The sequence below is a fragment of the Kitasatospora sp. NPDC085879 genome, from assembly GCF_040686255.1.
Taxonomy (GTDB): domain Bacteria; phylum Actinomycetota; class Actinomycetes; order Streptomycetales; family Streptomycetaceae; genus Kitasatospora.
Genome location: NZ_JBFBJZ010000009.1, coordinates 158,924 through 179,002, shown reverse-complemented (window position 1 = coordinate 179,002; position 20,079 = coordinate 158,924). Strand labels below are relative to the sequence as shown.

Annotated in this window: 22 protein-coding genes and 1 riboswitch; of the genes, 13 read left to right on the top strand and 9 right to left on the bottom strand. The window is 72.7% G+C overall.

The genetic code is table 11. The features are described from left to right. Positions 1-6: 6 nt before the first annotated feature. The 5 genes from AB0P35_RS10130 to AB0P35_RS10110 all read left to right on the top strand — a co-directional run bounded on the left by AB0P35_RS10130 (position 7) and on the right by AB0P35_RS10110 (position 4,522). Complete coding sequence (locus AB0P35_RS10130) at positions 7-579, top strand: TetR/AcrR family transcriptional regulator (protein ID WP_363508948.1); 573 nt, start codon at positions 7-9, stop codon at positions 577-579. 9 nt (positions 580-588) lie between these two features. After that, positions 589-1,170, top strand: coding sequence for a DUF4865 family protein (locus tag AB0P35_RS10125; RefSeq protein ID WP_363508945.1), 582 nt, complete (start codon positions 589-591; stop codon positions 1,168-1,170). Between the two features lies 1 nt (position 1,171). Then, on the top strand, positions 1,172-2,041 hold the full coding sequence (locus AB0P35_RS10120; protein WP_363508942.1) for a phosphotriesterase: 870 nt from the start codon (positions 1,172-1,174) through the stop codon (positions 2,039-2,041). Positions 2,042-2,155: 114 nt separating this feature from the next. After that, complete coding sequence (locus AB0P35_RS10115) at positions 2,156-3,022, top strand: universal stress protein (RefSeq protein WP_363508939.1); 867 nt, start codon at positions 2,156-2,158, stop codon at positions 3,020-3,022. Positions 3,023-3,385: 363 nt separating this feature from the next. Beyond that, positions 3,386-4,522 (top strand): alpha/beta hydrolase-fold protein, encoded by a 1,137-nt coding sequence (locus AB0P35_RS10110; protein ID WP_363508936.1) that lies wholly within the window; start codon positions 3,386-3,388, stop codon positions 4,520-4,522. 45 nt (positions 4,523-4,567) lie between these two features. On the opposite strand, the gene AB0P35_RS10105 is transcribed toward AB0P35_RS10110, so the two are convergent. Next, entirely contained in the window at positions 4,568-4,897 is a 330-nt protein-coding gene (locus AB0P35_RS10105; protein ID WP_095872226.1) for a hypothetical protein, read from the bottom strand. Positions 4,898-5,764: 867 nt separating this feature from the next. Here AB0P35_RS10105 and AB0P35_RS10100 point away from each other — a divergent pair. The 3 genes from AB0P35_RS10100 to AB0P35_RS10090 all read left to right on the top strand — a co-directional run bounded on the left by AB0P35_RS10100 (position 5,765) and on the right by AB0P35_RS10090 (position 7,358). Beyond that, positions 5,765-6,814, top strand: a complete 1,050-nt coding sequence (locus AB0P35_RS10100) for a hypothetical protein (RefSeq protein ID WP_363508933.1) — start codon at positions 5,765-5,767, stop codon at positions 6,812-6,814. Continuing rightward, the gene (locus AB0P35_RS10095) at positions 6,787-6,912 is read left to right on the top strand and encodes a hypothetical protein (RefSeq protein ID WP_363508930.1); all 126 of its coding nucleotides are present in this window, start codon (positions 6,787-6,789) and stop codon (positions 6,910-6,912) included. Before AB0P35_RS10100 ends, AB0P35_RS10095 begins: the two co-directional genes overlap by 28 nt. Positions 6,913-7,046: 134 nt before the next feature. After that, positions 7,047-7,358, top strand: coding sequence for an antibiotic biosynthesis monooxygenase (locus AB0P35_RS10090; RefSeq protein ID WP_363508927.1), 312 nt, complete (start codon positions 7,047-7,049; stop codon positions 7,356-7,358). A 33-nt stretch (positions 7,359-7,391) separates the two neighbouring features. Here AB0P35_RS10090 and AB0P35_RS10085 read toward each other — a convergent pair whose 3' ends face one another. Then, positions 7,392-8,183 (bottom strand): IclR family transcriptional regulator, encoded by a 792-nt coding sequence (locus AB0P35_RS10085; protein WP_363508924.1) that lies wholly within the window; start codon positions 8,181-8,183, stop codon positions 7,392-7,394. A gap of 189 nt (positions 8,184-8,372) precedes the next feature. Between AB0P35_RS10085 and aceB the strand changes: the two genes are divergently transcribed. Further along, complete coding sequence (gene aceB, locus AB0P35_RS10080; RefSeq protein WP_363508921.1) at positions 8,373-10,052, top strand: malate synthase A; 1,680 nt, start codon at positions 8,373-8,375, stop codon at positions 10,050-10,052. A gap of 143 nt (positions 10,053-10,195) precedes the next feature. After that, the gene (locus AB0P35_RS10075; protein ID WP_363508918.1) at positions 10,196-10,582 is read left to right on the top strand and encodes a gamma-glutamylcyclotransferase; all 387 of its coding nucleotides are present in this window, start codon (positions 10,196-10,198) and stop codon (positions 10,580-10,582) included. A 42-nt stretch (positions 10,583-10,624) separates the two neighbouring features. On the opposite strand, the gene AB0P35_RS10070 is transcribed toward AB0P35_RS10075, so the two are convergent. The 7 genes from AB0P35_RS10070 to AB0P35_RS10040 all read right to left on the bottom strand — a co-directional run bounded on the left by AB0P35_RS10070 (position 10,625) and on the right by AB0P35_RS10040 (position 16,560). Beyond that, positions 10,625-11,926, bottom strand: a complete 1,302-nt coding sequence (locus tag AB0P35_RS10070; RefSeq protein WP_363508915.1) for a glycoside hydrolase family 16 protein — start codon at positions 11,924-11,926, stop codon at positions 10,625-10,627. Between the two features lie 3 nt (positions 11,927-11,929). After that, positions 11,930-12,108, bottom strand: a riboswitch (cyclic di-AMP (ydaO/yuaA leader). Between the two features lie 257 nt (positions 12,109-12,365). Continuing rightward, entirely contained in the window at positions 12,366-13,748 is a 1,383-nt protein-coding gene (locus tag AB0P35_RS10065; RefSeq protein WP_363508912.1) for an 8-oxoguanine deaminase, read from the bottom strand. 129 nt (positions 13,749-13,877) lie between these two features. After that, a complete protein-coding gene (gene pucL, locus AB0P35_RS10060; protein ID WP_095872219.1) occupies positions 13,878-14,798 on the bottom strand; it encodes a factor-independent urate hydroxylase in 921 nt (306 codons plus the stop codon). Positions 14,799-14,829: 31 nt separating this feature from the next. Further along, positions 14,830-15,165 (bottom strand): hydroxyisourate hydrolase, encoded by a 336-nt coding sequence (gene uraH / locus AB0P35_RS10055; RefSeq protein WP_095872218.1) that lies wholly within the window; start codon positions 15,163-15,165, stop codon positions 14,830-14,832. A gap of 47 nt (positions 15,166-15,212) precedes the next feature. Beyond that, entirely contained in the window at positions 15,213-15,731 is a 519-nt protein-coding gene (gene uraD, locus AB0P35_RS10050; protein WP_363508907.1) for a 2-oxo-4-hydroxy-4-carboxy-5-ureidoimidazoline decarboxylase, read from the bottom strand. 182 nt (positions 15,732-15,913) lie between these two features. Further along, positions 15,914-16,294, bottom strand: a complete 381-nt coding sequence (locus AB0P35_RS10045; protein ID WP_095872216.1) for a helix-turn-helix domain-containing protein — start codon at positions 16,292-16,294, stop codon at positions 15,914-15,916. Further along, positions 16,291-16,560 carry a thiamine-binding protein gene (locus AB0P35_RS10040; protein ID WP_095872215.1) on the bottom strand — a complete coding sequence of 90 codons (270 nt, stop codon included), beginning with the start codon at positions 16,558-16,560 and terminating at the stop codon, positions 16,291-16,293. Before AB0P35_RS10040 ends, AB0P35_RS10045 begins: the two co-directional genes overlap by 4 nt. Positions 16,561-16,786: 226 nt before the next feature. Between AB0P35_RS10040 and AB0P35_RS10035 the strand changes: the two genes are divergently transcribed. The 3 genes from AB0P35_RS10035 to AB0P35_RS10025 all read left to right on the top strand — a co-directional run bounded on the left by AB0P35_RS10035 (position 16,787) and on the right by AB0P35_RS10025 (position 20,033). Next, the gene (locus AB0P35_RS10035) at positions 16,787-17,620 is read left to right on the top strand and encodes a TIM barrel protein (protein WP_363508902.1); all 834 of its coding nucleotides are present in this window, start codon (positions 16,787-16,789) and stop codon (positions 17,618-17,620) included. Between the two features lie 43 nt (positions 17,621-17,663). Beyond that, a complete protein-coding gene (locus AB0P35_RS10030; protein WP_095872213.1) occupies positions 17,664-18,548 on the top strand; it encodes a 2-hydroxy-3-oxopropionate reductase in 885 nt (294 codons plus the stop codon). 342 nt (positions 18,549-18,890) lie between these two features. Then, the gene (locus AB0P35_RS10025; RefSeq protein ID WP_095872212.1) at positions 18,891-20,033 is read left to right on the top strand and encodes a glycerate kinase; all 1,143 of its coding nucleotides are present in this window, start codon (positions 18,891-18,893) and stop codon (positions 20,031-20,033) included. Positions 20,034-20,079: the final 46 nt, after the last annotated feature.

Sequence of the window (20,079 nt, the reverse complement as noted above, 5' to 3'; positions counted from 1 at the left end):
ACCGGTATGTACAGTCGCCTCATGAGCACCCAGGACCGCCTGATAGAGAGCACCCAGGAGCTCCTCTGGGAGCGCGGCTACGTCGGCACCAGCCCGCGCGCCATCCAGGAGCGCGCCGGCGCCGGGCAGGGCAGCATGTACCACCACTTCGCCGGCAAGCCCGACCTCGCCGCGGTCGCGCTGGCCCGCAGCGCCGAGCAGCTGCGGGCCCTCGCCGAGGAGCGCCTCGCCACCCCCGGCACGGCCTACGACCGGATCGCGGCCTACCTGGAACGCGAACGCGAGGTCCTCCGAGGCTGCCGGATCGGCCGCATGGCGCAGGACCCGGAGGTCGTCGCCGACCCGCGGCTGCGCGCCCCCGTCGAGGAGACCTTCAGCTGGCTGCGCGGCCGGATCGCCGAGGTGATCGCCGAGGGCGTCGCCGCCGGCGACCTCGCCCCCGCCACCGACCCCGACGACACCGCCGCCGCGATCGTCGCCGTCGTCCAGGGCGGCTACGTCCTCGCCCGCGCCGCCGACGACCCCGAACCCTTCCACCAGGCCGTCCGCGGCGCACTCGCGCTGCTGCACACCGACTAGGGAGCACCCGTGCAGGCCATGCAGTACGAGATCACCCTGCCCGCCGACTACGACATGGGGATCATCCACCACCGGGTCGCGACCCGGAGCCACGCCACCGACGCCCTCCCCGGCCTCGGCCTCAAGGCCTACCTGGTCCGCGAACGCGGCACCCTCGGCTCCCCGGTCAACGCCTACGCCCCCTTCTACCTGTGGCGCACCGCCGAGGGCATGGCCGCCTTCCTCACCGGCCCCGGCTTCCGTGGACTGAGCGCCGACTTCGGCCGCCCCGAGGTCCGGCACTGGATCGGCGCGGGCTTCCGCACCGGGCCCGCCGCCGACACCGTGCCCGCCACCGCCACCCGCACCACTCGGACCCTGCCGTCCGGCGCCGACCCCGGCGTGGAGACCGCCCGCGCGCTCGCCGGCCTCGGCGACACCCCCGGCCTGCACACCGCCGCCGTCGCCCTCGACCCGGCCCGCTGGGAACTCGTCCACTTCGCCCTCTGGAGCGGCACCCCGCCGCAGGCCCCCGCCGAGGGCCACCGCACCGCGTACCACGTCCTCCACCTCTCCCGCCCCGAGCTCGACCTGCTGGCCAAGGAGGCCTGAGATGGCCGCGGACCGCACCCCGGCCGTGCACACCGTGCTCGGCCCCGTCCCGCCCGAGCGGCTCGGCGTCACCAACGCCCACGACCACCTCTTCCTGCGCAGTGCCCTGCTGCCCGGGCAGGAACTCGACGACCCGGCCGCCGCCGAGGAGGAGTTGCGCGCCTTCGCCGCCCTCGGCGGCGGCGCCGTCGTCCAGTGGACGCCCCACGGACTCGGCCGCCGGATCGACGACCTCGTCGAACTCTCCGAGACCACGGGGCTCCACCTGGTCGCCGCCACCGGACTGCACCAGGCCGCCCACTACGACGACCCCGACGCGCTGCGCAGGCTCGACCCGGCCGCCCTCTTCACCGCCGAACTCGGCGACCGCGCCGGACTGATCAAGGTCGCCGGCGGCTACCACGGCCTCGACGCCCACGCCCGGTGGACGATGACCGCCGCCGCCGAGGCCCACCACGCCACCGGCGCCCCGATCGCCGTCCACCACGAACTCGGCACCGGCGCCCAGGACGTCCTGGAGCTGCTCTGCGACCGCCTCGGCGTCCCGCCGCACCGCGTCCTGCTCGGCCACCTCAACCGCTTCCCCGACCTCGGCCTGCACCGCGAACTCGCCGCCTCCGGCGCCTACCTCGCCTTCGACGGCCCCTCCCGCGCCAACCACCCCACCGACCACCGCCTACTGGACTGCCTGCACGCCCTCGCCGACGCCGGCCACGCCCACCGCCTGCTGCTCGGCGGCGACACCACCACCGCCACCGCCCGCGGCAACCCCGGCATGCCCTACCTGCTGCACCGGCTCCGCCCCCGGCTCGGCGCCGACCTCGCCGCCCTCGTCCTCACCGACAACCCGGCGGCCGCCTTCGCCTGGTGACCGGGCCGCGCGCCGGGGCGGCGGCGGAGGAGCATCCTGGGAGATGTGAGGACCGTCCGCCCCCCGCGGCCCGTTCGCGCGGGACGGGGCGGCGGCGCACCCCGGGAGCCGACCATGAACAGCAGATCCCCCGCAGGCGTGGTCGTCGGCGTCGACGGCTCCGCGCACGCCGCGGCCGCCGCCGAATGGGCCGCCCGCGAGGCCGCCCGCCGCGACTGCCCGCTCCACCTGGTGCACGCGGTCAACACCGGCACGGTGACCCTCTCGCCGCGCACCAGCTCGGCCGTCACCGACCTCATCCTGCAGGACGCCGAAGCCACCCTCGACGACTCGCTGGGCAAGATCCGCGCCTCGCACCCGGCGCTGCGCGTCACCGGGGACGTCGTCCCCCGGGACGCCGCCGAGGCCGTGCTCACCGCCGCCGAGCACGCCGAACTGGCGGTGGTCGGCACCCGCGGCCACGGCGGCTTCGCCTCCCTGCTGCTCGGCTCGGTGAGCCTGCGGGTCGCCGCCCACTCGGTCTGCCCGGTGGTGGTCGTCCGCGGCACCGAGGAGGTCGGCAACCACGTGCTGGTCGCCGTCCGCGACGAGCGGGACGCCGGGACGCTGCGGTTCGCACTGCGCACCGGGGAGCTCACCGGGCTCCCCGTGCGGGCCCTGCACACCTGGTCGCCGGTGGTCGCCGACGTCGGCCACATGGCGCCGATGGTGGACGAGCTCGGCGAGGAGGCCCGGCTGCACCAGCAGCTGGTGCACCGCACCTGCGACCCTGTCCGTGAGGAGTTCCCGGACGTCTTCTTCGAGACCCGGCAGGTCGGCGGCGCCACCGCCGGCACCCTGGTCGAGGCCTCCCGGCAGGCCGCGCTGCTCGTCGTCTCCCGCCGGCAGCCTGCGCCGCACTTCGGGCTGCGGCTCGGCACGGCGGTGCACGCGGTGCTGCACCACGCCTACTGCCCGGTGGCGGTCGTACCGCTGCGCTGAGGACCCGCTGCGCCGAGGACCGGCCGCGCCGAGGACCCGCCGCGCCCGCGTCCGTCGTCGCGGCCGTCCGTTCGCGTTGACGGCCCGCCAGGCCGAACCGGCCGCCCGTCAGCTCCGGACCGCCGTGTTACCCGGCGGGGTGACCTGAGTCACCGCCACCCGTCCCGTGCACCGTGTCGGCCGCGCGGACGTGCATACTTGTCGGTCGGCGGCGGCGGGCCCGGGACGGCCCGCCGGAACCGACCGACCCCCGGTGGAACCGGAAGCACCCTGTTCGGCGTGCGTTCACCGGGGGGCCACCCCGCTGGCGCGGGGCGGGGCCGTGCCGTGGCGCACGCAGGAATCTCGGGGAGTGGCGGAAGCATGGGGCTGACCAGCAGTACGGTCTTGGCGATCGCGACAGGTGTCGCGATCCTGCTGCTGGCGGCGACGGTGCTCTGGTGGCCGCGGCTCGCCAGGCCGACCTGGCAGGCGGTGCTCGGCCGGATCGGCGCCCTGCTGACCACCCAGCTCGCCGTCCTCTGCGCGATCGGGCTGGCGGCCAACAACTACTTCGCCTTCTACAGCACCTGGGACGACCTGCTCGGCACCGGCGACCCGGGCCCGGTCAGCGTCCAGGCCTCGGTCGAGGGCCGGCCGGCCGCGGTGCAGGTGGTCAAGGCGCAGGTGCTGGGCAAGGAGCCGGTGCAGGGTGGCACCGGCGGCCCCGAGCAGAGCGGCGAGATCCAGGCGGTGCGGATCACCGGCGCGCACTCCGGTCTGAGCACCGACGCGTACGTGTACCTGCCCCCGCAGTACTTCCAGCCGGCCCACGCCCACCGGCACTTCCCGGCGGCGGTCGTGATGACCGGCTTCCCCGGCGACGCCAAGAACCTCGTCACCCGGCTGAACTACCCCTCGGCCGCGCTCCAGTTGATGCAGACCGGCAAGATGCAGCCGACCGTGCTGGTGCTGATGCGGCCCTCGCCGGCCATGCCGGCCGACACCGAGTGCGAGGACATCCCGGGCGGGGCGCAGTCCGAGACCTACTTCACCAAGGACGTGCCCGGGGTGGTCGCGGCCAGCTACCGGGTGTCCGCCGCCCCCGCCGCCTGGGGCGTGGTCGGCAACTCCACCGGCGGGTACTGCGCACTGAAGATGGCCATGCGCCACCCCGAGGTCTTCCCCACCGCGGTCGCGCTGTCGGGGTACTACAAGGCGGCGGAGGACGCGACCACCGGCGACCTCTTCAAGGGCAGCCAGCAGCGGCGCAACGAGGCCGACCTGTTGTGGCGTCTCACCAATCTGCCGCAGCCGAAGATCTCGGTGCTGCTGGCCGGGCCGCAGGCCGGCGACGGCAGTTACAAGCCGAGCACCGAGGCCTTCCAGAAGGCGGTGAAGGCGCCGATGACCGCCAACGAGGCATGGGTCCCGCAGGGCGGCCACAACTTCCGCACCTGGTCGCAGCTGCTGCCGCCCTCGCTCGAGTGGCTCTCCCAGCACCTGACAGCCGGCGCCTGACGGCCGTCAGGTGAGGCCGGGGCCCGACCGGCCCCGGCCCGGCGCTCAGCTCAGCTGCTCCAGGGTGCCGGTGTGCAGCTCGCCGACCCGGCCGCCCTCGCCCTCGTACGTCCAGAAGACCCGGACGGTGAGCGCGGCGAGGTCCATCACATGGCTGACGGTGATGCCGCTCTGCTCCGTCCAGCTCACGAACCAGAGCTGCTCGCCGACCTGGGCGACGTGCAACGACACGTCCTCGAACTGGCCGGCCGACTCGCCGAGGCCCTCCCAGCGCAGCCGCTTGCCGTCGGCGGCGTACGAGTTGCGGAAGGCGGCGCCGTTGTCGACCTGGAACAGATAGGTGTGGCCGGCGAAACCCGGCAGAGGCGCGGTCATCTCGGACGTTTCCTCGGAATCTCGGCGGGTGGCTGCGGCCCGGGCGGCCGCACCCGTTCAACCTAGCGGACGCCGTGATCGTTCCCCACCATGTCCGGCCGACTGCGATCGGGGACACGTCGCACCCCCGTCGTGCCCCGGGAGGTTCCTCCGCCGATGGGAGCACACCGTGGCCGATTCGGGGCCCGTCGCCGGTCCGGACGGGATCCGTTTCCGCCCCTTCCGATCCGCGTGCCGAACAGGCGAGGTGGATCGTCGAGCAGGTGCTCCGTGGGCGAATCGCCGGAGGGGGTGGGCCATCGCCGCAGGGCCGCCCTTCGAGTCGGGCGCGGTATCGCGCGTAAATGACTATCCCTGAAAGGAAACTGGCGAACAGTCGAAGGATGCGGGGTCGGTGGCGGTCCCCGGCGTGTCGCCGACCGGATATAGGTCTAGACCTCTCGACTGCTCGGCGTGGCGCCAGGAGCCGGTTCCGGATGGTCGGAGATTGCACTCGAATGGCCGTCAAAATCGCCCAACTCCCTTGGTTCATCGTAGAGTTGACGAAACGTTTGAAAGATTCCACAATTCTTCACTGATTGACGGATGGTGATCAGTCAGCGGTGGTCCGGCTCCGAACCGTTTGCTTATTCTGCTCGCGATGCTCCGCCTCCTGCGGACCTCGCGGCCGGTGCGCCGATTCCCGTCCAACCTGCCGCGAGCACCCTCTCGTGCAGAATTCGGACGGGAACGGGGGAGCTGTTTCGGTGTGTCGACGCTCCTGCATCGATTGTGCGTCGACCTGCGGCCGTGCCGTGCGACGCGGTGGCTCGGCCCTGCCCGAAATCCGAACTCGGCCTCCTCGTGGGCGTCTTCAAGGGCACCGACATGCGTTTTGCCATCAGGCCGGCGCGCCTCGGCGCGGCGGCGGCCGCGGCGGTGCTGCTCGCACTGCCGGTCGCCGGCCGTGCGGAGGCCGTCCGGCTCGTCACCCAGGACAGGCCCGCCCTCACCGAGATGACCGAGGGGATCGCCGCGAGCGCGAAGCTCACCGTGCACTCCCTGGTCTGCATCACCGCGCGGACGGTCGGCGTCGCCGTGCGCGACGAGGCCGGTCGCATCCTGGCCTTCCCCGGCGCCGCAGGCAATGTCCGGATCTGCCCGGGCGGTGTCACGATCACCACCGGCGCCAGGTCCCTGCCGGCCGGCTCGTACACCGTCTTCGGCTACTGGCAGGACTACGGCAACGCCTGGCACGACCTCGCCCAGCAGGCCCTCACCGTCGCGCCGGCCTCCGGCGGGCCGACCCCGCCCGGGCCGACGCCCACCCCGGACGACCCCGACAGCCCGGTCCCCGGGGGCTCGTTGGTCTGGTCCGACGAGTTCGACGGCTCGATAGCCTGGGGCTCGAAGTGGGTCGGCGACCGCAGCAGCGCCTACCGCTACGGCGACCACAACCCGGACGACAACAAGCTCGACCGGCTCGACCCCGGGGCCGTCACGACCGCGGACGGCGCCGCCGTCCTCACCGCCACCCCCTCCGACCGGAGGCTGGAGAACGGCCGATACGCCTGGGGCGCCGGTCTGCTCACCGCCGAGGGCTCCGACGAGGGCTTCCGGGTGCACGCCGGCGACTACGTCGAGACCAGGATCCAACTCCCGGAGGGCGCGGGCGCCTGGCCCGCGCTGTGGACCTGGAGCAACGGCGACAGCGAGGTGGACGGCTTCGAGTACCACCCGGACAATCCGCACCTGCTGGAACTCACCAACCACGTGCGCCGGGGCGCCAAGTACTACACCGACCCGGACGCCGTCGCGCCGGGGAAGTGGGTGACCGTCGGCCCCGCTACGGCGCCAACTCGGTCGACTGGTACGTCAACGGCGAGCGCGTCTGGTCGGACGGCCGCGGGGTGGGCCAGCGCTGGTCCGCCGACCTGATCCTCAACCTCTCCGTGGTCGCCGGGAAGTGCCACCCGGGCCCCGACGGTGCCGAGCCGATCACCGCCGCCGCGGACTACGTGCGGGTCTACCGCTGAGGTGGGCCGCCGATACCGGGTGATCGCCCAGAGTGACCGCGCGGACACGTCAAGTGGGCGGTGGAGAACCCCCGTTCGGCGGCTGCGCGCGCCGGCGGCACTCGGCGTACGTTGGAGATCCGGAGGTGAGTGCCATGACCGAACTGGTTCTGAGCGAGGTCGGCGCGGTCGTCGCGCCGGAGCGGGAAGCCGAGTTGGTGGCCCTGTACCGCGAGCTGGTGGCGGGCCCGCTGCCGGAGGGGCTCGTTCGCACCGAGCTGCTTCGCGGCCCGGCCGGTCACTGGCGCGTGCAGAGCCTGTGGCGCGACATGGCTGCCCTGGAGGCGGTCCGCAACGCGCCGGAGAGGCCGGCCGCGCCGCGGATCTTCCGGCTGGTCGGCACCGAGCCGGAACTCACCGTGCACGAGGTGGTGGTGATCCAGACCGGTGAGCTCAGTCTGCACTGAACCCCCCTTTCGGCCACGGGTGCTGGCGTCTCCTCAGGGCGCCAGCACCTGGCCGAGCCGGGTGGCGATCTGCCGCATCACCGGCACCAGCGCGGCCTCGCCGTCCTGCGTCTCCAGCGCCCTGATCCGGGCCTCGGGCCCGGACACCGAGAGCGCGGTGGGCGTCGGCGCCCCGGGCACCGCGACGGCGATGCAGCGGACCCCGATCTCCTGCTCCTGGTCGTCGACCACGTACCCGCTCTCGCGGGCCGCCGCCAGGTGTCGCAGCAGCTCCGCCGGGTCGGTGTGGGTGTACGCGGTGTGCGCCGGCAGCGGCCGGGTGCCGAGGATCGCCCGGGCCTCCTCCTCGGGCAGTTGGGCCAGCAGTGCCTTGCCGACTCCGGTGCAGTGCGGCTGCACCCGTCGGCCGACCTCGGTGAACATCCGCATCGAGCGCCGGGACTGCACCTGGCCGACGTACACCACCTCGCCGCCCTCCAGCACGGCGAGGTTCGCCGTTTCGCCGGTGGCCTCCATCAGCTCCGTGAGGTACGGGCGGGCCCAACTGCCCAGCAGTCGGCCGGCCGTCTCGCCGAGCCGGATCAGCCGCGGACCGAGTGTGTACCGACGGGCCGTGTCCTGTCGGACATATCCCTGCTGGACGAGGGTACGGATCAGTCGGTGGATCGTCGGCATCGGCAGGCCCGAGCTGGCGGACAGTTCGCTGAGCGCGGCCGTGCCGCCGGCGTCGGCCAGCGCCTCCAGGAGCACGAAGGCGCGTTCGACGGACTGCACGCCGCCGGCGCGGTCGGTGCCTGTCCGGTCTGCGGCGGGGGTGCTGGCCACCGGTGTTCCCTTCGCTCGCGGGGGAGGAGTAGAGTCCCGCCGATCACATCAACAAACCGTTGAAATTCTGTATCGCGGAAACTAGGCTCCACTGTACAGAACGGAACCCGCCCGTAGGGGGGTCCGGATCTCGGGAGTTCCCATCGGAACCCCCAGTGTTGGCTCAACCGTCCAAGGAGTGTCCTGCCCATGGCTGCAGATCAGGGATCCGCCCCCAGCCTCCGGCCGGGGGTACCCCCAGGCGCATCCTCCGCCGCCCCGGTCGTCACGGTCGCCGGTCCCCGCGTCGCCCGCGCCGAGGAGGTGCTCACGCCGGAGGCCGTCGCCTTCGTGGTCGGGCTCCACCGCGCATTCGAAGGCCGCCGCCAGGAACTCCTCGCCCGACGGAAGACCCGCCGCGCCGAGATCGCGGCGACCGGCACCCTCGACTTCCTGCCCGAGACCGCCGACGTCCGCGCCGGCGACTGGCAGGTCGCCGAGGCCCCGCGCGCCCTCCAGGACCGCCGGGTCGAGATCACCGGCCCGACCGACCGCAAGATGGTGATCAACGCGCTCAACTCCGGCGCGAAGGTCTGGCTCGCCGACTTCGAGGACGCCACCTCGCCCACCTGGGAGAACGTCGTCTCCGGCCAGGTCAACCTGATCGACGCCTTCGAGGGCCGGATCGACTTCACCTCGTCCGCGGGCAAGGCCTACACCCTGAAGCCCGCCGCCGAACTCGCCACCGTGGTCGTCCGCCCGCGTGGCTGGCACCTCGACGAGACCCACCTGCTGGTCGACGGCACCCCCGTCGCCGGCGGCCTGCTCGACTTCGGCCTCTACTTCTTCCACAACGCCGCCCGGCTGATCGCCCGCGGCGCCGAGGACCCGAACTCCGGGCCCTACTTCTACCTGCCGAAGACCGAGAGCCACCTCGAGGCGCGGCTGTGGAACGACGTCTTCACCCACGCCCAGGCCGAACTCGGCATCCCGTACGGCACGATCCGCGCCACCGTGCTGATCGAGACCATCACCGCGGCCTTCGAGATGGAGGAGATCCTCCACGAGCTGCGCGACCACGCCGCCGGGCTCAACGCCGGCCGCTGGGACTACCTCTTCTCCATCGTGAAGAACTTCCGCGACGCCGGCGAGCACTACATCCTGCCGGACCGCAACACCGTCACGATGGCCTCGCCGTTCATGGCCGCCTACACCCGCCTGCTGGTGCAGACCTGCCACCGCCGCGGCGCCCACGCGATCGGCGGCATGGCCGCGTTCATCCCCTCCCGCAAGGACCCGGAGGTCAACGCGGCCGCCCTGGAGAAGGTCAAGGCGGACAAGGACCGCGAGGCGGCCGGCGGCTTCGACGGCTCCTGGGTCGCCCACCCGGACCTCGTGCCGGTCGCCCGGGCCAGCTTCGACGCGGTGCTCGGCGACCGCCCGAACCAGAAGTCCGCGCCCGGCTCCGCCGAGCCCGTCACCGCCGACCAGCTGCTCGACATCGCCGGCGCCGGCGGCACCTGCACCCGTGCGGGCCTGCACAACGCCGTCCAGGTCGGCATCCGCTACATCGAGGCCTGGCTGCGCGGCCACGGCGCGGTCGGCATCTTCAACATGATGGAGGACGCCGCCACCGCCGAGATCTCCCGCTCGCAGATCTGGCAGTGGATCAACAACGGCGTCGTCCTCGCCGACACCGGCGAGAAGGCCACCGCGGAGCTCGTCCGCCGGCTCGTGGCCGAGGAGCTCGCCGAACTGCGCACCGAACTGGGCGAGGCCGCCTACGCCGGTGGGCGCTGGACGGAGGCCGCCAGGCTCTTCGAACAGGTCTCGCTGGCCGAGGAGTTCGTCGACTTCCTCACCCTGCCCGCGCTGCCGCTGCTCGACTGACCCCAACCTATCCGCCCGCCGGCCGGTCCGACGCCCGACAGGTCGTCGAACTCGCCGACCGCATTTCACCGTTCCGTACGGCCGCCGCCCAGCGAGGCGCCGGGGGCCGTACGGAACGGCCGTTTTCGGAGGCACTTCCCCCCATGGCACTCATCTTCTTCAACGGTCAGGCGATGACCGGAGGCCCCTTCCACCCGCTGGTCGCGTCCTACCTGCTCGGGCCGGTGCGTACCGCGCCCGGCTACCGCTTCTTCTCCGTCCGGGACGTCTGCCCCGGCCTGCTGCCCGACCCGGGCGGCAGCGGGGTGATCGAGGGCGAGCTCTACGACCTGCCGCTGGAGCACCTGCGGGACGCCGTCCTGCCGGGCGAGCCGCCGGAGTTGGAGCTCGGTGTGATCGGCCTGGAGGACGGCACGCCGTGCCTGTCCATGGTGCTGCGCCGGGGCGAGCGGGAGCGCGGTGTGCACCGGGAGATCACCGCCCACGGCGGCTGGCGCGGCTACCTCGCCACGCTCGGCCGCACCGCCTGACCGGCGCCCCGGGGAGGGCGCCGGTCGGGCGGACGCGGAAGGTCAGCTCGCCTTCCAGAACTTGACCGAGTCGATGGCGATGTCCGCCGAGGAGCCCGTGGCGGGCACGGTGCCGTTGAGGGCCGTCTCGGACTGCAGCACCCAGTGCATCGTGTTGGCGGGGATGCGCGCGGTGGAGCGCCCGATCACCTTGCCGTCCAGGTAGAAGGTCAGGCTGTCCTTCTGCCAGTCGACCGCCGAGGTGTGCCAGGCGCCGGCCGTCGCGACGCCGGTGGAGTACGCGTCCTGGTCGCTGCCGGAGGTGGCGTCGGCGCGGTGCATGAAGGCGCCGATCGAGCCGTTCAGATCGCCCTCGGGGAAGTCGATCTCGCCGTGCTGCGGCCAGATGCCGTCGTCCGGCCAGAGCAGCCACGCCATCTTGTAGCCGGCGGCCGAGGTCGCCTTCCAGGTCACCTCGAAGCGCCCGTACTGGACGCCGCTCGCCCCGGCGGCGGCCGGGAGCTTGGGCACCGGTGCGGAGACCCAGGTGCCGGAGGCGTCCCGGTTGAGGTGGAGGTTCATCTGGCCGTTGGCGATGGACATCGTCTTCGACGGCGAGTAGGTGCCGTTCTTGCTGGTGTCCTTCCAGCCGTCCGGGTAGGCCCACCACTTGCTGTCCACCGCGGCCGGCAGCCCGGAGCAGTGACTGGTGGCGATGGTCGAGCCGTTCGAGCAGCCCGTCCAGCTGCCGAGCGGCACGTTCACGCCGTCGAAGTCGTCCGACCAGGTCGGCGCACCGGCCGTCGAGGTGGGGGAGGAGCTCGCCGACGGGGAGGCGGAGAGGCTCGGCGCCGGCGCGGACGGGGTCGCGGAGGCCGTGGTGGAGGGTGTCGCCGTGGGGGAGGCGCTCGGCGCGACCGGGGCCGTGGTCGGGCTCGGGGCCGGTGCCGGGGTGCCGGTGCTGCGGACGTTCAGCGTCTGCGCCGGGAGGTCGTGCCAGCGCCGGTCGGCGTCCTGCCAGGTGCCGAAGGCGGTGTAGGTGCCGGACGGCAGGGTACGGGTGCCGGTCGTGACGGTGACCCCGTCGGGGCATATCCGCAGGTTGCGGGCGGAACCGGGGAAGTCCAGCCGGTTCCCGGCGGCGTCGCGGACGGCGACGCCGATCTTCCGGGCGGTGAAGCAGGCGGAGGAGTGGACGGAGAGGGAGGCGGCTGCCGCGGTGTCCGCGGCCATGGCGACCGGCGTGAGCCGGTCCTGGGTCACCTCGGGCACGCTGGCGGCCTCGGCGCTACCCAGGAAGGGGACGGCCAGCAGGCCGAGCCCGGCGACCGCGCCCACCTTGAGGGCAATGGCGGAAACAGGCATGGAGTTGTTCCTCGACGACGCCTGCGAGGTGAGCTGTCGGATTCGGGCCGTCAGGTGGCCCGGCCGCCGGGAGGGCGGCTTCACCCCAAGCCCTGGCCGTCCCGCGAGCATGCAAAGCGGGGCCAGGGCGACTTACCTGGTTCCCCCGCTCCCGTCCGTGTCGCATCTCGCGTTGCCGTCACCGGGCGGACGGGACTCGGCGGTCCCGGGACGGAGCCCACATGGCGTGGGCGTCCGAGCACCTTAGCAGTGTCTTTCCGGAGGACAAGGACGCCGGGTCGCCGATGTCAGGTCCATCACATTCGGGCGTGCCGCAGCCCCCGGACCCTCGCCGTGGGTCCGGGGGCTGTGCTCCGTACGGCCGTCGGCCCGTGGGGGCCGGTGCCACGGAGTCCGGGTGGCGTACCGTCCCTGGTACGGCCCGGAGTCCGGGGGAGGGTCAGACGCGGGAGGCGAGCTCCTTGGCGGCGCGGGCGCAGGCCAGCGCGATCCGGTCCTCGTCGACCGTGGTCAGCACGCCCTTCTCGACCACCGCGTTGCCGTTGACGAAAAGCACCGCCAGCGGCGGTAGGGCGCCCATGGTGAGCGCGGCCACCGGGTCGGCGATCGAGGAGTGCATGATGCCGTCGACCTTCCAGAGCGCCAGGTCGGCCAGCTTGCCCGCCTCGACGGAGCCGATCTCGTTCTGCCGGCCGAGCACCCGGGCGCCGCCCATGGTGCCCAGACGAAGCGCCTGACGGGCGGTCAGCGCGTCCGGGCGGCCGTGCAGGCGGTTGATCAGCAGGGCGTTGCGCAGCTCGGTGCCGAGCTCGCCGGACTCGTTGGAGGCGGTGCCGTCCACGCCGAGGCCCACCGGCACGCCGGCCTTCAGCATGTCCGGGACGCGGGCGATGCCGGCCGCCAGACGGGCGTTGGAGGACGGGCAGTGCGCGACACCGGTGCCGGTCTCGGCGAACTTGGCGATGTCGGAGTCGTTCATGTGGACGCAGTGCGCCATCCACACGTCCTCGCCGAGCCAGCCGGTGGACTCGAAGTAGTCGGTCGGGCCCATGCCGAACAGCTCCTTGCAGAACTGCTCCTCCTCGGCCGTCTCGGAGCCGTGCGTGTGCAGGCGCACGCCCTTACGGCGGGCCAACTCGGCCGACTCCTTGAGGAGTTCGGTGGAGACCGAGAAGGGCGAGCAGGGCGCGAGCGCCACGTGCAGCATGGAGCCGAACGAGGCGTCGTGCCAGCGGTCGACGGCCTCCTCGGAGGCGATCAGGATGTCCTCGGTCCGCTCCACCGCGTGGTCCGGCGGCAGGCCGCCGTCCTTCTTGCTGCGGTCCATCGAGCCGCGCAGCGCGGTGAAGCGCAGGCCGAGCTCCTGGACGCCCTCGATGGAGGCGCCGAGCACGTCGCCGCCGCCCTGCGGGAAGACGTAGTGGTGGTCGGAGGCGGTGGTGCAGCCGGACTTGAGCAGTGCGGCGGCCGAGCCCTGGGTGGCGGCGTGCACCAGCTTCTCGTCGATCCGGGCCCAGGTCGGGTAGAGGGCGACCAGCCAGTCGAAGAGGATGCTGTCCTGGGCGAGGCCGCGGGTGATCCACTGGTAGAAGTGGTGGTGGGTGTTGACCAGGCCCGGGGTGACCAGGTGGCCCTCGCCGTTGATGCGACGCACCACGTTGTCCAGCCACTGCGGGGCGGGGCCCTCGCCGACCGACTCGATCCGGTTGCCGAGGATCACCACGTGGCCGCGGGCGTACTCGGTGTCGTTTGCGTCCACCGTCGCGACGGCGACGTTCTCGATCACGATCCGCCGGTCGGCGGGTGGGGGCTGGACTGCCATGGCGTGAACTCCTAGGGGCGAGGGCTGAGGGTGGGGCGGGCCGGCCGGCGGGGTGCGGGCCGCCGCGGGGAGGCACAGGGGCCCCGCGGCGACCGCCGTCCGGCCCGTGGCGGGCGGGTGGCGGCCCGGTCAGGCGACGGGTATGACCGGGACGACGCCCTCGCGGTGCACAGTGCCCTCGATCAGGCCGTACATCCGGTCGGCGGCGTAGTACACCTCGTTCTCGTTCTTGAGGCCGAAGGGCTCCAGGTCGACGAGGAAGTGGTGCTTGTTGGGGAGCTCCAGGCGGACCTCGTCCACCTCGGAGCGGTTGTTGAGCACCCGGGTGCCCATCGCGTGCAGGGTCTGCTGCAGCGAGTACGAGTACGTCTCGGCGAACGCCTCCAGCATGTGGCGCTTCACGTGGTTGTACGAGCGGTTCCAGTTCGGCTGGGGCTCGTCGTCGCGGCCGGTGTAGCCGTACTTCCAGCGGGCCGTCACCTGGGTGGCCAGGATGCGGTCGTAGGCCTCCTGGAGGGTGGTGTACCTGTCCTTGATGTAGCCCCAGAACTCCGAGTTGGTCGTGTTCATCACGATCAGGTCCTTGAGGCCGGAGATCACCTGCACGGACTCGCCGTCGAAGACGATCTCGGAGGTGCGTACCTCCTGGCCGTTGCGGACGAAGGAGTGGCCGACCTCCTCGGAGCCGATGAAGCGGGCCGAGCTGTCCGGGGTCCGGATCCGGTCCCAGGTGTACTCCTCGATCCGGATGCGGGCGCTGTGCACCACGCCGCGCTCGGTGTTCTCGACGAAGTGGCGGGCCAGCGTGATGCCGAAGGCCTCCGCCGACTCGATGCCGTACTCCTTGGCGAAGGCGTAGACGGTGTTCTTCGTCGTGTCGGTGGGCAGGCAGTTGGCGTTGGAGCCGGTGAGGTGGACGTCCTCGAACTCGCCCTGCAGGGAGACCGAGACGTTCAGGTCCTTGATCTCGTGCCGGGTGGAGTCGCGGTAGACCCGCACGATGCGGTTCTCCGCCTTGCCGTACTGGTTCTGACCGAGCACATGGGCCATGGCATGGCTCCTAAGCTTCCAGGTCGGTCTACTAGCTTCCGCGGTAGACCGAGTAGCCGAACGGGTTGAGCAGCAGCGGCACGTGGTAGTGGTGCTGCGCGGGCGCGACCGTGAAGACGATCGATACCTCGGGGAAGAACGGCGCCGCCTCGTTCCGGGCCGCGTAGTACGCGGTGGTGTCGAAGAGCAGCCGGACGACCGAGCCCGCCTCCACGGCCGGCAGGTCCTTGGCCCGGCCGTCGGAGTCCGTGGCGGAGGTGCCGAGCACCTTCCAGCCACCCTCGGTGTGCAGTGCCAGCTCGACCGGGACGCCTTCGGCCGGGCGGCCGAGGCTGGTGTCGAGCACGTGCGTGGAGATGCCAGTCATGGGTTGAAAGACCTTACTGATGGCAGGAATTGACCGGCCGCCGGAGTCTAGGACCCGTCGAGCAGCCGGTTGATGCGGATGTCGTTGATCTTGCGCAGCTCACCGCGGACGATCTCGCGCTCGGTGGCGGCGTCGTTGGGGAAGCGCTCGCGCAGCGAGGCGAGCATGGTGGCGGCCGTCCGGCCGGTCGCGCAGATCAGGAACACGTGGCCGAACTTCGCCTCGTAGGCGGCGTTGGCCTCGTGCAGGTCGTCGAGGAGCGCGGTGTCGGCTCCCCGGATGCCGGCCTGCTCGCGTTCGGAGGTGGCGTCGCCGGCCTTCGGCGTGCCGATCCGGGCGTGGCCGGCCATCGCGTCGGCGAGGTCCCCGGCGGTGAGGGCGGCCATCGCGGCGGCGTTGGCGTCGAGCAGCGCGGTGCGGTCCGGCCACGGCCGGGCGGCCGCGACCGCCTCGGCCCAGCGGGGGCTGGAGCAGACCTCCAGCAGTGTCTCCCGCAGCTCGGCGGCCGGGGCTGCCGCCAGGGTCTCAAGCGCCCTGGTGTCCGCGGCGGTGGATTCGTTGGTCACGGGTGGACCTCCTGAAGAGTGGTGCCACTCGCACAAGCTAGATCCACCACCGCAGACCGTCAACACTTTGTTGAACGGTTGGTGGTTACGTTTCGCGGCGGGCCGTGTTGCCGGGGGATGTCGTGTGGGATCCGCCAATGGGCCCGGGCCCGGCCGCGGGGGAAGACTCGGCTCGGGCGGCGTCAGCCCTTGCGGGAGCCTTCCTGCCGGTTCAGGTAGTTGTAGACGGTGAAGCGGCTGACGCCGAGCGCCGAGGCCACCGTCTCCACCCCGTGCCGGACGGTGAACGCCCCGCGCTCCTCCAACAGGGCCACCACCTGCTGCTTCTCGGCCCGGTCCAGCTCGGTCAGCGGGCGCCCGTCGAACTGGCGGGCCATCTCGGCCAGCAGCCGGTCGAGCGCGCTGCTGAGGTGCGGCAGCCGGACGGCCAGCGCCGCCCGGCCGTCCCACTCGAGGACGACGTCGTCCGGTCGGGCCTCGGCCGGCTCGACCGCGGTGGCGCCCACCGCGTCCAGCAGCGGCTTTATCGCCGCGGTGAGCGGGTGTTCCAGGGCATTGCTCACGGCGTACCCACTCCTTCCGGGGACGGCTCGTCGCCGAGCACGCTGATCTGGACGGAGATCCGGGTGGCCCCGGCCTCCAGGGTCTCGCGCAGCAGGCGCGTGACCGCGGTCAGGGTCTGCTCGGCCTCGCCCTCGGCGCTGGTGCCGAAGGGCCCGACCGAGACCTCGAGGCCGGCTTCGTCCACGACCCGGCGGGCAGCCTTGGCGTGGTCCGGGAAGCTGTCCAGCTCGAACGGTTCTGTCGTGAACTCCACCATCAATCGCACGCGCTCACTCTAGACGGCCCGCGCAAGGGCCGGACGGGCGCACGGGTGCGCGGGGCGGCTGGGTGATCGGACAGGCCGCGGGCGGTGTGACCGGCGGCGTTCGGCCACTTCAACAAATTGTTGCGGCGGCCTTGACGGCCGGAAGGTCCTCGGAGAAGCTTCCACCAGACAGAATCCCCCTTCCGGATCGTGGAAGTCGGGAACGGAAGAGAGGGAAGGTGAGCACGTGACTGCCGCCGCCGCGCACAGCTACACGGTCAACCTGTCGATCCTGTTCAACGAGCTCCCGCTGCTGGAGCGCCCGGCCGCCGCAGCCGCGGCCGGCTTCACCGCCGCCGAGCTCTGGTGGCCCTTCGGCGAGAACCACGACCCGTCCCAGGCCGAGCTGGACGCACTCCGCAAGGCCTTCACCGACGCGGGCGTGCGGCTCACCGGCCTCAACTTCCTCGACGACCTCGTCAAGGGCGCCCGCGGCACCGCCTCGGCGCCCGCCGAGAGCGAGCGCTTCCGGGCCAACGTGCCGGTGGCCGCCGCCCTCGCCGAGTCCCTCGGCACCAAGGCGCTGAACGCCCTCTACGGCAACCGGGCGACGGGCGTCGACCCCGCCGAGCAGGACGCCCTGGCGCTGGAGAACCTGGTGATCGCCGCCCGGGCCGCGCACTCCGTCGGCGCGATCCTGCTGATCGAGACCCTCAACCGGGTCGAGTCCCCGGACTACGCCCTGCTCACCGCCGAGGCGGCGATCGAGGTGGTGGACAAGGTCAACGCGGCCACCGGCCTCGACAACGCCAGGTTCCTCTGCGACCTCTACCACCTCGCGAAGAACGGCGAGGACCTCGCCGCCGTGATCGAGAAGTACGCCGACCGGATCGGCCACGTGCAGATCGCCGACGTGCCGGCCCGCAACGAGCCCGGCACCGGCGAGCTCGACTTCGAGGACCTCTTCGCCCGCCTGACCGCCGCCGGCTACCGCGGCCGGATCGGCCTGGAGTACAAGCCCTCCACCGGCGTCAGCGCCGACAGCTTCGCGTGGCTCCCGCGCGACCTGCGCGCCAAGTGAGCCACCCCCTCCCCGCACTCCCCAACGTAAGGAACACGACGCGATGAGCCGCAAGATCGCCTTCATCGGCCTCGGCATCATGGGCAGCCCGATGGCCGCCAACCTGGTCAAGGCCGGCCACCACGTCACCGGGTACAACCTGACCCAGCCGCAGATCGACGCCCTGGTCGCCGCGGGCGGCCACGGTGCCACCAGCATCGCCGACGCGGTGAAGGACGCCGAGGTCGTCATCACCATGGTCCCGGCCGACCCGCACGTCGAGCAGGCCGTCCTCGGCGAGGGCGGCGTGCTGGAGAACGCCCAGCCCGGCACCCTCCTGATCGACATGTCCTCGATCACCCCGCAGACCTCGATCAAGGTCGAGGCCGCGGCCAGGGAGAAGGGCGTCCGCGCCCTGGACGCCCCGGTCTCCGGCGGCGAGGCCGGCGCGATCGAGGCCGTTCTGTCGATCATGGTCGGCGGCGCGGCGGAGGACTTCGCCGAGGCCAAGCCGCTGTTCGACGCCCTCGGCACCACGGTCGTCCACGTCGGCCCGGCCGGCGCCGGCCAGACCGTCAAGGCCGCCAACCAGCTCATCGTGGCCGTCAACATCCAGGTGCTCGCCGAGGCCGTGGTCTTCCTGGAGAACGCGGGCGTCGACCTGCAGGCCGCGCTGGACGTGCTCGGCGGCGGCCTGGCCGGCTCCACCGTGCTCAACCGCAAGAAGGCGAACATGCTGAACCGCGAGTTCGCCCCCGGCTTCCGGATCGACCTGCACCACAAGGACATGGGCATCGTCACCGACGCCGCCCGCGCGGTCGGCGCCGCCCTGCCGGTCGGTGCCGTGGTCGCCCAGCTGGTCGCCTCCGCCCGCGCCAACGGTGACGGCTCGCTCGACCACTCCGCCCTGCTGCGCGGCGTCGAGCGCCTCTCCGGCCGGACGGTCTGACCGGGCGCACCCCCGACTCCTCCTGGCGGCGTGTACCTGTCCGGTCGTGCCCGCGCCGCCAGGAGGCTGTACCCGACCGGCAGCGGGCCGCGGCCCTGCCCGCCCACTGCCGGTCGTCCCAGACCGGCGGCGCGCAACCCTCCCGGAGGCACTTCGGTCGTGCCCACGCGCGCCGCCCCGGCCCCCTTCTCTGCCGAGGGGAGCCTCTCGAACGTCGGAAGCGGGACGAGAGGACGGCGAGAAGGGGGCCCACCACCGGCACTCGCGCGAGCAACACCGCGCAGTGCCCCGCGCTCCTGGGTAGTGCCAGTACGTAGACGTTTCCGAAGAAAGGCCACCACCATGCCCGCCACCCCCGCTCAGGGTCATGTGGTCGTCGCGCCCGACAAGTTCAAGGGCTCCCTGGAGGGCGCCGAGGTCGCCGCGCGGATCGCCGCCGGCGTCCGCCGCGCCGCCCCCGGCACCGAGGTGCGCGAGCTCCCCGTCGCCGACGGCGGCGAGGGCACCCTGGCCGCCGCGCTGGCGGCCGGCTTCGAGCGGGTCGCCGTCAAGGTGGCCGGGCCGACCGGCCTGCCGGTGGACGCGGCGATCGCCGTCCGCGGCGACACCGCCGTGGTCGAGCTTGCGCAGGCCTCCGGCCTGGCCCGGCTCCCCGGCGGGCGGACCGCGCCGCTCGCGGCCGGCTCCTACGGGGTGGGCCAGCTGATCTCCCGGGCGGTCTCGCTCGGCGTCTCGCGGATCGTGCTCGGCCTCGGCGGCAGCGCCTGCACCGACGGCGGCGCCGGCATGGTCCAGGCGCTCGGCGTCGGCCTGTACGACGCGGACGACACCGAACTGCCGCCCGGCGGCGCGGCCCTGCGCCGCCTCGCCCGGATCGACCTCGGCCCGCTCGCGGACCTGCTCGCCGGGGTGGACGTGGTGGTCGCCTGCGACGTCGACAACCCGCTGCTCGGGCCGCGCGGCGCCACCGCCGTGTACGGCCCGCAGAAGGGCGCGGACGGCGACGACCTGGTGGTCCTGGAGGAAGGACTGACCCGGTGGGCGGACGCCGTCCGCACCGTCACCGGGCGGGACGTCCGCGACGCCCCCGGCGCCGGGGCGGCAGGAGGGGTCGGCTTCGCCGCCCTGGCCCTGCTCGGCGCCACCATGCGGCCCGGGATCGAGCTCCTCCTCGATCTCCTGGGCTTCGACGAGGCTGTGCGTGGGGCGCGCCTCGTCGTCACCGGTGAGGGATGCCTGGACGCGCAGACGCTCCACGGCAAGGCCCCCGCCGGCGTCGCCGCGGCAGCCACCCGGGCGGGGGTTCGGGTGGCTGCCGTGGCCGGACGGCTGGAACTGTCCGAACCCGAGTGGCGGGCGGCGGGCTTCGCCGCGGCCGTGGCCCTCACCGATCTGGCCGAACGGCCGGGCGAGAGCATGACCAGGGCCGGCGAGCTGGCCGAGACCGCGGGGGAGCGGCTGGCCGCCCAATTGCTGGGGCGTTAAGACCCTGTTCCCTCATAGGTTCCTACATTGACGTTTTGTTGAAGGC

What these genes read in the sequence shown, in the direction of transcription:
- AB0P35_RS10130 (WP_363508948.1), top strand. Translation starts at nt 7, where the DNA reads ATGTACAGTCGCCTCATGAGCACCCAGGACCGCCTGATAGAGAGCACC.
- AB0P35_RS10120 (WP_363508942.1), top strand. Translation starts at nt 1,172, where the DNA reads ATGGCCGCGGACCGCACCCCGGCCGTGCACACCGTGCTCGGCCCCGTC.
- AB0P35_RS10115 (WP_363508939.1), top strand. Translation starts at nt 2,156, where the DNA reads ATGAACAGCAGATCCCCCGCAGGCGTGGTCGTCGGCGTCGACGGCTCC.
- AB0P35_RS10110 (WP_363508936.1), top strand. Translation starts at nt 3,386, where the DNA reads ATGGGGCTGACCAGCAGTACGGTCTTGGCGATCGCGACAGGTGTCGCG.
- AB0P35_RS10105 (WP_095872226.1), bottom strand. Translation starts at nt 4,897, where the DNA reads ATGACCGCGCCTCTGCCGGGTTTCGCCGGCCACACCTATCTGTTCCAG.
- AB0P35_RS10100 (WP_363508933.1), top strand. Translation starts at nt 5,765, where the DNA reads ATGCGTTTTGCCATCAGGCCGGCGCGCCTCGGCGCGGCGGCGGCCGCG.
- AB0P35_RS10090 (WP_363508927.1), top strand. Translation starts at nt 7,047, where the DNA reads ATGACCGAACTGGTTCTGAGCGAGGTCGGCGCGGTCGTCGCGCCGGAG.
- aceB (WP_363508921.1), top strand. Translation starts at nt 8,373, where the DNA reads ATGGCTGCAGATCAGGGATCCGCCCCCAGCCTCCGGCCGGGGGTACCC.
- AB0P35_RS10075 (WP_363508918.1), top strand. Translation starts at nt 10,196, where the DNA reads ATGGCACTCATCTTCTTCAACGGTCAGGCGATGACCGGAGGCCCCTTC.
- AB0P35_RS10070 (WP_363508915.1), bottom strand. Translation starts at nt 11,926, where the DNA reads ATGCCTGTTTCCGCCATTGCCCTCAAGGTGGGCGCGGTCGCCGGGCTC.
- AB0P35_RS10065 (WP_363508912.1), bottom strand. Translation starts at nt 13,748, where the DNA reads ATGGCAGTCCAGCCCCCACCCGCCGACCGGCGGATCGTGATCGAGAAC.
- pucL (WP_095872219.1), bottom strand. Translation starts at nt 14,798, where the DNA reads ATGGCCCATGTGCTCGGTCAGAACCAGTACGGCAAGGCGGAGAACCGC.
- uraH (WP_095872218.1), bottom strand. Translation starts at nt 15,165, where the DNA reads ATGACTGGCATCTCCACGCACGTGCTCGACACCAGCCTCGGCCGCCCG.
- AB0P35_RS10030 (WP_095872213.1), top strand. Translation starts at nt 17,664, where the DNA reads ATGAGCCGCAAGATCGCCTTCATCGGCCTCGGCATCATGGGCAGCCCG.
- AB0P35_RS10025 (WP_095872212.1), top strand. Translation starts at nt 18,891, where the DNA reads ATGCCCGCCACCCCCGCTCAGGGTCATGTGGTCGTCGCGCCCGACAAG.